This window comes from Neorhizobium alkalisoli, from assembly GCF_002968635.1.
Taxonomy (GTDB): Bacteria; Pseudomonadota; Alphaproteobacteria; order Rhizobiales; family Rhizobiaceae; genus Neorhizobium; species Neorhizobium alkalisoli.
On record NZ_PVBN01000001.1, the window covers coordinates 230,554 to 245,410 of the forward strand.

Annotated in this window: 11 protein-coding genes, 1 tRNA gene and 1 pseudogene; 6 read left to right on the top strand and 7 right to left on the bottom strand. The window is 56.1% G+C overall.

The window, feature by feature from the left end:
- Window positions 1-132: 132 nt before the first annotated feature.
- The gene (locus C5L13_RS28600) at window positions 133-1,575 is read right to left on the bottom strand and encodes an ATP-binding protein (protein WP_158693363.1); all 1,443 of its coding nucleotides are present in this window, start codon (window positions 1,573-1,575) and stop codon (window positions 133-135) included.
- Between the two features lie 219 nt (window positions 1,576-1,794).
- Window positions 1,795-2,685 (bottom strand): annotated as a pseudogene (locus C5L13_RS29665) (HD domain-containing protein); the annotation flags it as partial.
- Between the two features lie 647 nt (window positions 2,686-3,332).
- Here C5L13_RS29665 and C5L13_RS01100 point away from each other — a divergent pair.
- Entirely contained in the window at window positions 3,333-4,784 is a 1,452-nt protein-coding gene (locus C5L13_RS01100) for a hypothetical protein (RefSeq protein WP_105381422.1), read from the top strand.
- 268 nt (window positions 4,785-5,052) lie between these two features.
- Complete coding sequence (locus C5L13_RS28605) at window positions 5,053-5,382, top strand: hypothetical protein (RefSeq protein ID WP_158693364.1); 330 nt, start codon at window positions 5,053-5,055, stop codon at window positions 5,380-5,382.
- 791 nt (window positions 5,383-6,173) lie between these two features.
- On the opposite strand, the gene C5L13_RS01110 is transcribed toward C5L13_RS28605, so the two are convergent.
- On the bottom strand, window positions 6,174-6,518 hold the full coding sequence (locus C5L13_RS01110; protein ID WP_105381423.1) for a hypothetical protein: 345 nt from the start codon (window positions 6,516-6,518) through the stop codon (window positions 6,174-6,176).
- Between the two features lie 199 nt (window positions 6,519-6,717).
- Window positions 6,718-7,344 carry a recombinase family protein gene (locus C5L13_RS01115; protein WP_105381424.1) on the bottom strand — a complete coding sequence of 209 codons (627 nt, stop codon included), beginning with the start codon at window positions 7,342-7,344 and terminating at the stop codon, window positions 6,718-6,720.
- Between the two features lie 171 nt (window positions 7,345-7,515).
- Between C5L13_RS01115 and C5L13_RS01120 the strand changes: the two genes are divergently transcribed.
- A complete protein-coding gene (locus C5L13_RS01120; protein WP_105381425.1) occupies window positions 7,516-8,274 on the top strand; it encodes an abortive infection family protein in 759 nt (252 codons plus the stop codon).
- 128 nt (window positions 8,275-8,402) lie between these two features.
- Here C5L13_RS01120 and C5L13_RS01125 read toward each other — a convergent pair whose 3' ends face one another.
- The gene (locus tag C5L13_RS01125; RefSeq protein ID WP_158693365.1) at window positions 8,403-8,945 is read right to left on the bottom strand and encodes a hypothetical protein; all 543 of its coding nucleotides are present in this window, start codon (window positions 8,943-8,945) and stop codon (window positions 8,403-8,405) included.
- A 236-nt stretch (window positions 8,946-9,181) separates the two neighbouring features.
- Here C5L13_RS01125 and C5L13_RS01130 point away from each other — a divergent pair, with 236 nt between their 5' ends.
- Window positions 9,182-11,020, top strand: coding sequence for a type I restriction-modification system subunit M (locus C5L13_RS01130; protein ID WP_105381427.1), 1,839 nt, complete (start codon window positions 9,182-9,184; stop codon window positions 11,018-11,020).
- Window positions 11,021-11,450: 430 nt separating this feature from the next.
- On the opposite strand, the gene C5L13_RS01140 is transcribed toward C5L13_RS01130, so the two are convergent.
- Both C5L13_RS01140 and C5L13_RS01145 read right to left on the bottom strand, forming a co-directional pair.
- A complete protein-coding gene (locus C5L13_RS01140; RefSeq protein ID WP_245423203.1) occupies window positions 11,451-12,821 on the bottom strand; it encodes a DUF6538 domain-containing protein in 1,371 nt (456 codons plus the stop codon).
- 85 nt (window positions 12,822-12,906) lie between these two features.
- Window positions 12,907-12,981 (bottom strand) — tRNA-Thr (locus C5L13_RS01145).
- Window positions 12,982-13,140: 159 nt separating this feature from the next.
- On the opposite strand from C5L13_RS01145, the gene C5L13_RS01150 reads away from it, so the two are divergent.
- Both C5L13_RS01150 and murA read left to right on the top strand, forming a co-directional pair.
- The gene (locus C5L13_RS01150) at window positions 13,141-13,362 is read left to right on the top strand and encodes a hypothetical protein (protein WP_105382026.1); all 222 of its coding nucleotides are present in this window, start codon (window positions 13,141-13,143) and stop codon (window positions 13,360-13,362) included.
- A gap of 106 nt (window positions 13,363-13,468) precedes the next feature.
- On the top strand, window positions 13,469-14,761 hold the full coding sequence (gene murA, locus C5L13_RS01155; RefSeq protein ID WP_105381429.1) for a UDP-N-acetylglucosamine 1-carboxyvinyltransferase: 1,293 nt from the start codon (window positions 13,469-13,471) through the stop codon (window positions 14,759-14,761).
- Window positions 14,762-14,857 lie beyond the last annotated feature (96 nt).

Consider the following 14,857-nt stretch of genomic DNA (forward strand, 5'->3'; position numbering starts at 1 on the left):
ACTGCTTCTTGATGATGTAGCAGGACGCTGTATCACTTGCAATCTCGCGTCACAAGAAAACGTCAGCCGCCCGCCGAAGCAGATTTGAGCTATCGCTATCGTTCGGGCACAGCTGCTGCAGGCGCTAGAATGCTAGCTCCGCTTGTAGATCGTGGCAGTTCGATAGATATCGGTGCCATTTACTTCACCAATCACAACCGACTCGTCTAACTCCTCCCAATCCTTTTTCCAAACCTGCTGAAGAAGCCGGTCGAACTCCCGAAGAAGATGAGAGGGGCGATCTGACCGCCGCCTGCTTTTCTGTGACCTCGACGTGAAGGTGGAGCTTAGTTTAGGGATGACGAAGATATCGCTGCTCAGCTCGAACCAATGGTGAAAGGAACTCGCTGATACATCATCGTCCTCGTCGTAGTCCACGTCGCCAACGTATACAGTACACTGGTTGATGCTGCGAAGGGCCGTCTTCATTTTCTTCCCACTATACCACACGTCTCCACGCCGAATAATCGGAAGATCACCGATGGAGCCGCCAAGTTCCAATATGATCTCGGCCATTAGGGCTTTAGTCTCGTCGGGAATGGCTGTCTTGGAAATTAGCGGCGTTTGTTCGGTCGCCCACTCCTTGAAGGCGGCTTCATCTGCGATTGCACTACCTGAGTTGCGAACAGCTGTATCCACTTTACCCACGAGAACGCCAGCAAGGTGTGGAATAGCTTGAACCCGAAATCCCTCAGCCACCAGAACACCTGTCTGGCTACCGGCGCTGAGAGATGGCCAAATGGCGGCCCGTCCAATAGTCTTCCCATCTTCGCTTATAATTGGACGCATTAGTTGGTGAAGGTAACCCGAGAGCAGCTTGGGCTTTGATGATATCAGGCGTCCCAATAGTTCGTGGGGAGCGCAGGAGATCCAGTCTTCCGGTGTCACTGCTACTGCTGTAGTGCGCTCCTCCGTCACACGGATCAGCACATCCGCACAAGGCGCGAGTTGTTTCACTAGTTCGCACAGATCTGCGGAGGAGAGTGAAACGCGGAAGGCGCTTTCATATGGGTCCGGCTCAGGAGACTTGTCGCGCGGTACGACAAACTGGAAACGGTCACCGTTTCTGGGGCGTCCGTGGAGCTTTAGTTCAACACGTGTACCGCCGTTGCGTGGAGCCGTCTCAGGTCTAGCCGGCGCAACCACAGGCCTAGAGTCCACCCCATTGTTGAACAACAACTGCAAGGCATCGGAGGCCGCGTGGTCGAACCGTCTTGTTATTACTCTAACTTCTTCCGCGATCATGAAGACTGAAAAGAAGCCGATGCCAAAACGGCCAATAGCGCTCATTCCCTTAGCGGCTAGCCCAGGGAACTCCTCCGTTACCGTTGTTGAGCGCCATAATGAACTGCCAAAATCGACGAGATTGTGGGTTAAAACATGCTCGGACATTCCGACGCCATCGTCTTCAACCGACAGCCAGAAATCATCGCCTCTGAGGAAAAGCTCTACATCGATTTGGCCTAAGTTGCTGTTTGACTGAAGATGACGTCGCGCTCTGACGGCGTCGATCGCGTTCTGGAGAAGTTCCCGCAATGGAACCCGCCAGTCATTACCGTAGAGTTTCGAGCCTCCTAGGATAGAGATAATCCGGGGAACATCTGATACGTGAAATGGTGAGTTGACTGGCTTCCAACCTAAGACTGGAACATCCTGTGCAAGTTCGCGAGGATCTTGAACCCCTTTGACTCTCCGAGCTCGCAAACCAACTCGGCCACGATCTCTAAGCAGAAGGTCCGTTTCCCGCAACTCCCGATCCGCAAGTACAAGAGCGTCAAAGCCGAGCCACCAACTCTCTGACTCTCCAATCGGGCAAGGTTCTCCGGCAGTGAATTGCAGTGCGTCACCCTCGATTCTTGGGAAGCTTAACCTCCCTTGGAATGCCCAGTGGAGGTCGGATACGCCTCGTGGCCGTTCCAAGGCTCTGACGAATGGCGGCGCCCTCCGACGATCCAGATGAATTGCATCCGCAACCCTCAGAAGGCACGCCAATTGGAGTCGATCAACGCTGAAACTAGAATAGGGAGGCATCGACCCCAGGTGACTATCGAGGTTAGCCGCAACTCGAGTAATTGGCCACCAATGGCTTTGAGCGATGACACCAATGGCAGGCCCATAGAACCTCCTGATGTCATTATCTTGGATCAGGAACTCGGTAGCGCCACTAGGCGAGCTTGGCCAACCCTGCGTAGCCAGCTCTTCCGCATGTCGGGCATGTAAGATCCTTAGCACGTTCGTCATGATCTCCCCTTCAGTGGGGGAAGAGGCCTTGGACGAGCTCGCTAACGCTGCGAAGTCACCCCATTCTACAAGCGACTTTAGCTCGTCAATCCCTCCGGGATATGCGGCAAGTGACATTGCGGCGTCATGTAATAATATAGCGGCTCCGAAGACAAAGGCTTCCGACGGCCTAAGAATAAGCGCATCTCCAGCAACAAGACTCGCAGTCTCCCAAAGCGCATCTAGATGAGTTATGTCGTGGACCGTGTATCCCGGCATATCCTTCAAGACACGTGCTACTAAAGGTTCTACGCGGCCGCGCATAGCTATAAGCTGCTGCCTGAAAAAATCCTGTTCTTGGTGAGAAGTCCCGGGCTGGTCTTGCAGGAAGGCTTCTGAGTAGAGGCGAGAGCGTTCGAATGACATTTCTAATTCCAATTCATTTGTCAGATACCTTGCGGACCGGAAGTAAAACTTCGGTTACCTGGCTGAGCAATGTTTATGCGATGGAGTGTTGTTGGGCGGTTCGAAACGGCTTTTCGATCCGATCCTTTCAAAGTGTAGGCGCAGACAGCACCGATCGTCGGACAAGCGTCTCAACCCAGCCACTAGCCCGAGTTTACCCGGGGCCTCTATAGCCAATCAGTCGTTGAGGACCATGTCGCCGATTTTCGATACTGGGGGTATCTTGCCTCACAATGCTCTTCATTCCATTCAGCCGCCGCCTTGTCGGTCGTTGGACACCTTCTTCATACGCTCTCGGTAGGCCTTAACATCCGACCGACGGAGGCGACGCAGTTCTCTCCGGTCTCGAAGTCCTTGAGGACGGTTCGGCAGCGGTCATCAACCACGACATTAAGCTGGTAACGCTGCCATGGCTCCGATCTCGCGATCAGCTGCGTTGAGCGTGGCCTCCGACAGCGTCCTTACCCCAAAGATAACTTTGAGGTGGGAAATAATGGCTTCGGGCACGAAAGGTTTCTGGGGAATATCCTGAGTTAAGGCTTGGGACATGCCAGTGTGGCCCCTATTGTTTTGAAAGTGTCGCACATCGAGCTAAGCTAGAGCTGCTAATGAGCAAGAAATTTGTTGCCGTCGGATTTGATCTGCCATCTGGTCATGTTGAGCACGTACCGTTTGAAGCTAAGGCGTCTCTGCTTGACTGGGACATCATTCTCTTCCGTCCCGACATTTATGAGTATCTCACGCACGACTACTCCAACTCTCAGTTCAATGGTAAGCTAGCCCTTTCGGATGCTAAATCTTTCCAGCTGAAGGAAGCTTGTGCACATTGGCGGCGAGAAATTGCAAGTGCAACGACTGCCGGAAAATTGGTAGTTGTATTTCTTACCGAGCCCAAAGAAGTATACGTGGCAACGGGAGAGATACAAACCTCGGGTACTGGTAGAAATCAGAAAAGAACACGCATCGTTGACCTGATCAGCAACTATAGCTCAATCCCTATCGCAGCGAAGTGGACACGCTCGGAAGGGGCCGCAATGTCCCTACTTCCTAGTGCCCGAGAGATTTTATCATCGTATTGGAAGACGTTTGGCCCCGCTTCTCGTTATTACGCGACCTGGGACAAGGCATCCAAAGGAACATGTTTGACTACCAAGCATGGCGGACTACCTGTTGGAATGCTCATTCCCGAAGAAAGTAGCGGCGGAGCCATTCTGTTACTGCCAGATATTGACTTCGATGATGAAGAATTTTTTGAGGACTGTGCCGGTGAAAGCATTGTTCTGACCTCAAAGGGAAAAAAATTCGAGTCCAATCTATTGAGCGAAATTTTAAGCATCGCGAAGGCAATTACAGGCTCAGCCACTCGAACTGCAGAGCCGCCCTGGGCCGGATCAGAACAATTCCTACTTGCAAAAGAATTTGATCTCCAGCGTCAACTACTAGTGATAGACACTGAAATCGAAGAGGCTAATCGGAAAAGATCAGCATTAAGCGACGAGCTTGCGAAGGCATCGGGTTTGCGGGGCCTGTTGTACGAAACGGGAAAGCCACTAGAAGCAGCCATCATTGCCGCCCTGCACGTTCTTGGGTTCAGTGCTACAAATTATCAAGACGGTGCATCGGAGTTTGACGCTGTCTTCGAAAGTGGAGAGGGCCGTTTGCTCGGTGAAGCAGAAGGCAAAGACAACAAGCCGGTCAACATCGACAAGCTGCGCCAGCTCTCAACAAACATTCACGAGGATCTTCTGCGTGATGAGGTAACTCGTCCTGCTAAAGGTATTCTCTTTGGGAATGGCTATCGGTTAGTGGAGCCAAGTGCCCGACCGCAGCAATTCACGGAGAAATGCGTGACTTCCTCTGAGTCAATGGCTATCGGACTCGTTCAGACAAGCGACCTATTCTTGGCGGTCCACTATTTGACCGACAATTCCGACGAAGTTTACGCTCGGGAATGCAGAAAGACTATGGTGGAGGGGACTGGGTTGATTAAGCTGCCATCCCCACCTGACAAATCTCTACAAGACTCCTCGCCGGTGACCACCAACTCGGCAACCCGGTGATACGCCTACTCTTCTCGATTCATCCTTGCGAGTTCCCTCTCCGCGAAGAAGATGACCTTTTCAAATCATACCGCTTACGTGTACCCGCCTTCTCCCGGAGCCGGTAGCGAGCCTTGAAGATGTTGCCGAGGCCAAACTCCATCTGCTTGAACTCGATTAGGTCCTGAGGTCTTTCGCGTAGCCATGGGTGATTACTCCTACTGTCATGTACGGCTGATGGAGATGAGGGGCCGCAGCGGGACGATTGTGGTCACTGGCCGGAAAAAAGATGTCGAGGGAACGCCTTATGTTTCGCGACGGACACAGACACCGTCTGGCTTTCGACGCAGTCGGCATCTGCCCATGCCCGAAGACTACGGTCTCGCTTGAAGATCGGCATTGGCTGCACCCGATCTGGCAGATTGCGGATGACGTGAACCCGGCTTTCGGCATCGTGGCCCAGCTCAAGGAGCTTACGACACAAAGGAGAGATGGGACCTTTGGTAGTGTTACGGTTTCGGCTGGAAGTGTGGTCGACGGTAAGGCCGCTTTCGACATGCCGAGCAGTGTAGGAGCCGATCAATTCGATGGTGATCGACGGACGCAGGTGGTGGAATAGGTCAAGCTGCAGAACAGGTACCTTTGCTGTTGATGGTGGTGGGTCGACGGCTTGGGTGGAGGGGTGTCGCCAGAGCGCTATTTCCCGTCCCTCGGTCAAAGGCATTCAGGGGCATCGGCAGTCTGGCTGGGGATGAGGCTCAGGGAAAACCCGAACGTGTCTTTGGTGGAATTGTGACGAAGAAGCCGTGGCGGATGCCGAGGCATGAAGACCACACATGCCAGAAGTCGCCCTCGCATCCGGTCAAAGCGAGACCCATCCCGGACTGGGATTGACTTCGGTTCAAGCCGGAGAGGTTCGGTCTTTTTCGACCTCCTCGCGACAAGGCGAAGACCACCGGAGAGACATGGAGGCTCTTGGGTGGATGCCATGGGTACAGTTCCGAGGGGAAGAGGCCGAAGCTTCACCCCAGGTTCATGCTTGGGAAGCCACAATGGTTTGGCTCAAGTCATGACCTTGGAGGGAGGTGATGATGATTGATCATCCTCCTCATCAGGAAACCTAAGGGCAGCTATGGTCATGCCCATGTCTCCAACCATGGGTCCATACCTACCGGGTCAGGCCCATGCTTTAACCATGGTTATAACTACAGTGTTGAACCCCCAGCGTACCTATTGTGGTCCCTATTCATTCTGTCTCGTTAGCCGGCATCGGTGAAAAGGGGAACGGAGGCACCCGACTTGGGATGGCTGTGGTGATCAGAAGTCTCTTCATCGGTTCCTGAAATAGAACGGCCCCGAAATGATCCGAGGCCGCACATGTGTTCATCATCAAAGGACGGCGATCGGCCATCATGCCTCGGGAAATACGCCGATAATCCATTTGCGGTTGGGATCGAGCCGTCCGTTAATGTCGAGGATTTCGTTGAACTCGGCGGGTGAAACTTCTTCCATATAGACAGTAGCTTCGGCATACGGGGCCGCACCGTCGGCAGCCAGACGGGCAAGGTTCTTGTCGTCGCTGACGATAACGCGTTCATGGCCATCGGGAAGGAAATTGCCCACAGAATACGAGGCGTAGAAGAAGCGGAAGCCGTCCGCAGCAAGGAATTCGGTGGTGAGACGGCGGATTTGGCGACGGTGAGCTGTCGCAGAAGCGGGTGGAACGGAGAGCGAGGAGGAGGTGTCGATGGTCATTTCGTGAGCCTTTCACTGTGTAGCAGTGCCGCCGTGCGAGACGACAAAACGACTTTGTAGGTGATAACTCTTGTGGCCCCTATTCGAAATGCCACCATTCCAACGTAGGCGGCCAACAGCGTGACCCTTATGATTTGGCTACCCCTCCCCATAGACGCATCGCGACGCCGTTCTCGGTCGCTCGACGGCAGAAAGCTGACTATCGAAGTTCGGCCTCCTCCTTCACCCGCTGCAGTAGCCGGCTTATGGTGGACCGAGAGCATCGGGTAGCGGCCATGATGCCGCTCCAACTCTTGCCATTCCGAAGCATTTGCATAATTTCGGCGTTGCGCTTGGCGTCCTCGGGTCTACCCTTGTATTCGCCGTTGGCTTTTGCCGTGGCGATGCCCTGAGCCTGACGCCTCCGCCTGTCCTCGTAATCCTTCCGAGCGATGGCAGCCAACATGTCCAGCATCATACCATTGATGGCGTCCAACATCCGGCTGCTGAAGTCGTCTCCGGTATTAGCCAACTGGTATGACGTGGGAAGGTCTAAGGCGACTACCCGAACCCGCTTAGCGGCAATCTCTGTCTTCAGCTTCGCCCAGTCCTCCGCATTCAAGCGGCTCAGTCGATCTACCTGCTCAACCAGCAGCACGTCACCGGGAAGGCAATCGGATAGCAGCCGAAACAGCTCAGGACGGGCCAAGGACGCGCCGCTTTCGTTCTCGACATACCACGACACGATCTTCATTCCTCGCTCATCAGCGAAACGCTGAAGGTCATCCTTGGCTCGGCTTGCATTCTGCTCTTTGGTACTGGCGCGGAGGTAGGCACGGAGATGCATAGAGAACCTCAAAGTTCGATTTAAGTGGTTCGCTTATTATCAGTTCGCTTTGAGTTGTCAATGGATATTTATCGAACCAGCAAAGGGCTAGTTCTCCAGAAGCACACCCTATTGGGCACTTGCGATCCTCCCCTGCTCCGTGTCCTCTCCTGCAACCAAAGGAGGACGGAGATGATCGACGCAGCAGAACTTCCTGAGAGCCTGATTGAGAAGATCGCCATGCTGGAGGGGACACTGATTGATGCGGCAACGGGAGGCTCCGGCGACAACGCACTGTACGTTCACCTTCGCCGCGAGTTAGTTCAGGATGACGAGATGAAGCCGTTGCTCCCCGCCTTCGTTCGCTCCTATCGTGATTTGTCTGCGTTCTGGGGGTGGATCAAATACCAGGAGGGAACCTATGCTAGAAGGAGAAAGCTCATTGGCGAAGCCTTCACCCCCATCATGGATTATCTGGAAGGGCGGGGTCGCGCCCCTGCGGATGCTGCAATGTCGGATGCGCTGGCAAGTTTCGACGCTGATGGCGTTCACGCCGTCTGGACAAAGGCCTTGGTACGTCGCGCCAATGATCCCGAAGGGGCTATCACGGTAGCTCGAACCCTTTTGGAGACGGTTTGCAAGCGCATCCTTGATGAAAAGGGTGGCGAATACAGTGAGAAAGATGACCTTCCGAAGCTCTACTCCTTGACAGCCAAGGCACTGAACCTTGCACCCGATCAGCACACCGCTGAGCCAATCAAGGCAATCCTCGGTGGTGCTATGACGATGGTCAATGGCTTGGGTACGCTGCGCAATAGATTGTCGGATGCACATGGTCGCGGTGGCAAGATCCCAGTCAGACCCTCAGAGCGTCATGCTAGCCTCGCTGTGAACCTTTCGGGTGCAATGGCTACCTTCTTGGTTGAGACGTACGCCGCTCAATCCTCGTGAGCAGTGGGTACCCCGGGGGGATCGCGCGATAGTCGTGTATCTGATGGGTGGCTCAGAACTTTTTGCCAAACATTTGGAGCTCTGGAACCTAGTGACGTAACTTTGGTGAAGTGCCTTTTGGACCCGGATCAGAGGTCCCGTGCTGCCACTATCCATGTGGTTCTAAATCGTTCAACTTTGAGCTTGAGCGACGCACGTTTGGATCTCGACGTAAACATGAGCAAAACGCGATACACTGCGGGCCTGAGATGCCGCGTCGAAAAATCTGACTTAGTCTGAGTGAACCCCAGTTTCCTCATGAGTGTTGGGCTGCAGAGCGGGGATGACATCCTCACCATGGTATCCGGGTACGTATTGCCTACCGCCTTTGCTGCATCCATGAGTTCGGCAATAATCCGGCAGAGCTTAGGTTTCTCTTCGTCTTTCTTAAAGAATAGCGAGGTATGAAGATGAGGAACGATCACATTTTTTGACGTCCAGTTGTAGAACCCAAGGGTGCCAATGTTGGTGCGCGAAGCATGAAGTACCGCAAAAGAAATAAACATAAGAATTGCCGCCGCAATCAATATAGCTAGGCTCTCCACTACGCAGCTCAATCCGATCATGCAAAATGCTGCGGTTGCGCCGAACACGCCCGCCCAAAACATCACATACTTCCCCGTTGGTGACATAGGTAACTCCCAAAAATTGCATGTGGGGGTGCCTAGTTTCCAACGGTTGATAAACGATCAACGCGCTGTAGTGAGGATTGACGCCCCACCCGGGGGGAACCGCGAATTGCCTTTCATCTGATGGTCCTTGCACGGTCCTGGCCCAAACATTTCCGACGGTCAGCAACCGATCCCGCCTTGCCTCCTCTCACCATGGCAGCCATAAAGATCCGCAGCACACGCATTCGGGGAATGGCATGAATCAACAGGCACTTTCGGCATTCATCTGGTCGGTCGCGGATCTGTTGCGGGGGGACTACAAGCAAGCGGACTATGGCAAGGTCATCCTGCCGTTCACGGTGCTTCGCCGCATCGACTGCGTTCTGGAACCCACCAAGGAAGCGGTGCTTGCCGAATACGAGGCCAAGACCGCTGCCGGAGTAAACCCAGAGCCGTTCCTGCGCAGAAAGACCGGCGACCTGAGTTTCTACAACACCTCCCGGCTCGACATGACCCGCCTGATGGGCGACCAGGACAACATCGCCACCAATCTCGACGCCTATATCCGGGGCTTCTCGGCCGACGTGCGTGACATCTTCGAGCGCTTCGAGTTCGCCGCCCAGATTGATCGGCTGGCCAAGGCCAAGCTGCTCTATCAGGTGACCGAGAAGTTCGCCCGGATTGACCTGCATCCGAACAAGGTCAGCAACCACCAGATGGGCCTTGTCTTCGAGGATCTGATCCGCAAGTTCTCCGAACTGTCGAACGAGACCGCCGGGGAGCACTTCACGCCTCGCGAAGTCATCAAGTTGATGGTCAACCTGCTGTTCGTCGAGGACGACGACATCCTGTCCAAGCCGGGCGTGGTCCGCACGATCTACGATCCGACGGCAGGAACCGGCGGGATGCTGTCGATCGCCGAGGAATACCTCGCCGAGCACAACGAACAGGCCCGTCTGGTGATGAACGGGCAGGAGCTGAACCCGGAATCCTACGCGATCTGCAAGGCCGACATGCTGATCAAGGGGCAGGATGTCAGCAATATCGTCTTCGGTAACACCCTGTCCGATGATGGCCATGCCGGGCAGAAGTTCGACTACATGCTGTCCAATCCGCCCTTCGGCGTCGAGTGGAAGAAGGTCGAGAAGGAGATCCGGGTGGAACACGAGCAGAAGGGCTTCAACGGACGTTTCGGTCCTGGCCTTCCCCGCGTGTCCGATGGCTCGCTGCTGTTCCTGCTGCACCTCATTTCCAAGATGCGCCCGGCGGTGGACGGTGGTAGCCGCTTTGCCATCGTTCTTAATGGCTCGCCCTTGTTCACCGGCGGGGCCGGAAGCGGAGAGAGCGAGATCCGGCGCTATGTTCTGGAGAACGACCTGCTGGAAGCCATCATCGCACTGCCGACGGACATGTTCTACAACACCGGCATTTCCACCTATGTCTGGGTGCTGTCCAACCGCAAGCCAGCGCACCGCAAGGGCAAGACGCAGCTGATCGACGGCTCCTCATTCTGGCAGAAGATGCGCAAGAGCCTCGGCTCCAAGCGCAAGGAAATCGGCGAGGCGGACATCGCCACCATCACCCGGCTGTTCGGCAGCTTCACCGAGGCCCAGATCGCAACTGTCCTCGATGCCAATGGCAAGGAGATCGGACGCGAGGTCGTGACAGCCGGGGACGCGCCGCCGGTTGCTCCCGAGGGCGGCAAGGTCAAGCTCGCGCCGCTGTCCCGACTCTTCCCCAACGAGGCCTTCGGCTATCGCACCATCACGGTGGAGCGTCCGCTGCTGGACGAGCAGGGGAAGGTGGTGGTCGGAACCCGGGGCAAGGCCAAGGGTCAGCCACAGGCCGACAGCGCCCTGCGCGATACCGAGAATGTCCCGTTGTCGGAGCAGGTCGAGGACTATTTCGCCCGAGAGGTTCTGCCCCACGCCAAGGATGCCTGGCTCGACCACGAGAAGACCAAGGTGGGCTACGAGATCCCGTTCAACCGTCACTTCTATGTCTTCGAGCCGCCACGACCGTTGGAGGAGATTGATGCGGATCTGAGGCAGGTAACCGGACGCATTTTGCGGATGATCGGGGAGCTTTCCGCATGAACCTCCCCCGGCATGCAGCCCAGAAAGAGTCACACCTGCAATGGCTTGGTAGCTTTCCTGACCACTGGACGATCCGCCCCCTTTGGACGCTCTTTCGAAGAGTGAAGCGTTGTGGCTTCCAAGATGAGCGGCTGCTTTCTGTTTATCGTGACTACGGCGTCGTCCCAAAGGCCAGCCGAGATGACAATTTCAACAAGGCCTCCGATGACCTGAGTGCCTACCAGCTCGTCGAACCGGGTGATTTGGCGATCAATAAGATGAAGGCGTGGCAAGGGTCGGTCGCGATTTCAGAATTCCGTGGGATTGTGAGCCCGGCCTACTTCGTGTTCAAAGCGGAACACACCGAAGTGCCGAGATACCTCCATTACTTGTTGCGATCCGCTGAATACACTGCCGGTTACCTGTCCATTTCAAAGGGCATCCGCCCCAATCAGTGGGACCTTGAACCGCAAGAGCACTCCCGAATGCCGGTGCTTCTCCCGCCGCGCCAAGAGCAGACCGCCATCGCCGCCTTCCTCGACCGCGAGACCGCCAAGATAGATGCGCTGGTGACCTCGATATAGGCGATGTCGCCTTCGGTCTTCACATCCTCGGTGCGCAACTGGATGATCTCGCCTGACCGGCAACCAGTGAACAGGCCGATCAAAGGGACCCAGTAGATACCTTGGTCAGTCGGGACCAGATCACCCGGCGTGTTGTGGTAGCGGACGCTCTTGCAGCCTGTGTAGATCGGCGAGCGGAAGATCTTCTCCAACTCATCTCGTTTAAACGGGTGACGCTCGTCACGCGCCTTGCCGCTGATTTTGACGTTCAGACCGTCGAAGGGATTGCTTGGGACGTTGTCGTAATTGGCTTCTGCCCAGTTCCAGAGAGCACGGACGAAGCCAAGAACCTTGTTGACGTTCTTTCCCGCCATCGGCTTCAGACCTAAAGTGGTTGCTCGCCGTCCGGCTTCCTTCATCGACAGCTTCTCAAGCTCTTTGATCTTCGTCCAGTTCGGCGGGAGCGCCAGTAGTGTGGACTTGAACTCGCGAGCATCTGCTTTGGTGTATTCGGACATGGGTCGATCACCAGCCATCGCGATGAAGCGTTCCGCCCAGAGCTGATTGGCCTTGGCCGTTGCGGGGGTCCAACCGCCCTTGGCTCGGCTCTTCTCTGTCACCCATGCTTCGATGATCGTCGAGGCCGCAGGGCTACTAGCTGTCGCTTTGCTCTGAGGCATCGCTGGAGTTTCTACCGGCGTCCCCTCGTTGCGTTGTCGCTTGGCGATCGCAGCACGGACACTGGCGCTAAGGATCGCGCGGATTAACTTCGGCCAGCTTGGGGAGGCTGGGTCCAGTTTCAGATCGACGTTTTCCCATGTAAGGACCTCTTCTGCCTCCGAGCGAGCATAAACCGGCGGACGACCCCTGGCGATCCCTTCGCGATCGAGGGTTTCCATAGTGTGGATCAGCTCTTGATAGTAGGCGAACTCCTGCTCATCCATCCCGTCCAATCGGAGATCGTCGTCCTCGTCTAGGAGGTGGGAATAGTACACTTCCTCAACGTGCTTGATCTGTGCATCCGACAACTCGGGAAGGAGTGGCTCAAGGCGGCGCAGTCGATGCTCTGCGAAACGCCGATCCACTTCCGCTGACGCTTCGCGCCACTTCTTGAGCGCCTCCTGATAGTCTCGCGTGTGTAGCGAGAAAGTCTCTTCCGTCTTTGGGTAGGATTGCTTGATGTCGCGAGGGATCGAGGATCTGAACCAATAGACGTTTCCGCGCTTTATCAGACGAGGGTATGATGGCATGTCGGTCATGGCTCCGCTGTAGCAGTGTGCTGTAGCAAACGGAACTGTAAGTCGTTGATTTTGTGCTAAGTCCTTGTGTTTAAACAAGGAAAAATGGTGCTGCTAGAGAGATTTGAACTCTCGGCCTCTCCCTTACCAAGGGAGTGCTCTACCCCTGAGCTATAGCAGCATTTGGCCGGCGCGAAATGTCCGCGTCGTCGGCGAGGGGCCTATTGCCATAGGTTCATCGGTAGCGCAAGCCGCAAATTCGAAGTTCTTATCTCCGAATGGGGAAAACATGGCCATGGCTTTCGCGGGAGCGGCTTTTTCGCTATGGAAAATCATGACCATTGACGAAGAACAGGACGCGCAAGCGGAAAAGGCGGAGGAAACGCGTGGTGCGCGTGCGCGTGCCGCCGCCGCTGCCCGGGAAGCCGAGCGCAAGGCCCGCGCCGCCGCGAAGCTTCGCGAGAATCTGATGCGGCGCAAGAGCCAGGCCCGCTCCCGCCGCGCCGGTGAAGCCGATACGGCACAGGGATTGCCTGCCGCAAAAACGGACGAATCATCCTGATCTATGCCGAACTTGGCGGTGGGCCAATTTAGCAATCATTGAAGTAGCGGCGGATTTCGTTTAAGGACGCGTCCTTTCGCACTCGCACAAGGAAGAGTGACAACGCATGGATCGCATCAGAATCGTCGGCGGCAATGAACTGAGGGGCACCATTCCGATTTCCGGAGCGAAGAATGCGGCTCTGCCTTTGATGATCGCATCCCTTCTGACGAGCGACACGCTGACGCTCGAAAATGTCCCGCATCTTGCCGATGTCGAACTCCTGATGCGCATCCTCGGCAATCACGGCGTCGATATTGCCGTCAACGGCCGCCGGGAGCGCCAGGAAGAAGGCTATTCCCGCACCGTCAATTTTACCTGCCGCACGATCGTTGACACCACCGCTCCCTACGAGCTGGTTTCCAAGATGCGCGCGAGCTTCTGGGTCATCGGCCCGCTCGTCGCCCGCGAGGGCAGGGCGCGCGTTTCGCTGCCCGGTGGTTGCGCCATCGGCACCCGACCCGTCGACCTGTTCCTGGAGGCGCTGCAGGCGCTCGGGGCCGAGATCGAGATCGATGGCGGTTACGTCAACGTCAGCGCGCCGAAGGGCGGGCTCGTCGGCGGCCGTTATGTCTTCCCGAAGGTTTCAGTCGGCGCCACGCACGTGATGCTGATGGCGGCGACGCTCGCCAAGGGCACCACGGTGATTGAAAACGCCGCGCGCGAGCCGGAGATTGTCGACCTGGCAAAGTGCCTCACCGCAATGGGCGCCAAGATTTCCGGCGCCGGCACCAAGACCATCACCGTTGAAGGTGTAACGACGCTTTCAGGCGCTCGTCATCGCGTTTTGCCGGATCGTATCGAGACCGGCACCTATGCGATGGCGGTTGCCATGACCGGCGGGGACGTGACCCTGGAAGGCACGGATGGCTCGCTGCTTCAGGGTGCTCTCGATACCTTGCGGATGGCCGGCGCGCACATCACCGAAACCGGAAGCGGTATTCGCGTGGTTCGCAACGGCAACGGCATTCAGCCGGTCGACATCACCACAGAACCCTTTCCGGGCTTCCCAACCGATCTGCAGGCGCAGTTCATGGCGCTGATGACCCGGTCCTCCGGCGTTTCCAACATCACCGAGACCATTTTCGAAAACCGCTTCATGCACGTTCAGGAACTGGCCCGTCTGGGCGCCAGGATTTCACTGTCGGGTCAGACGGCGAAAGTGGAAGGCGTTTCGCGCCTTAAAGGCGCTCCGGTTATGGCGACGGACCTGCGTGCTTCCGTCTCGCTGGTCATTGCCGGCCTGGCAGCCGAGGGAGAGACGATGGTGAGCCGCGTCTATCACCTCGACCGCGGCTTCGAACGGCTTGAAGAAAAGCTCACCCGTTGCGGCGCTACGGTTCAGCGCGTCAGCGACTGACAGGCCTGGAAATCGGGATTTCGCGGGAACGGCAGGGGCATTGCCCTTGCCGTTCTTTTTTGTATTCCTATCTCTCGCAGGCATTCCACCTTTGCC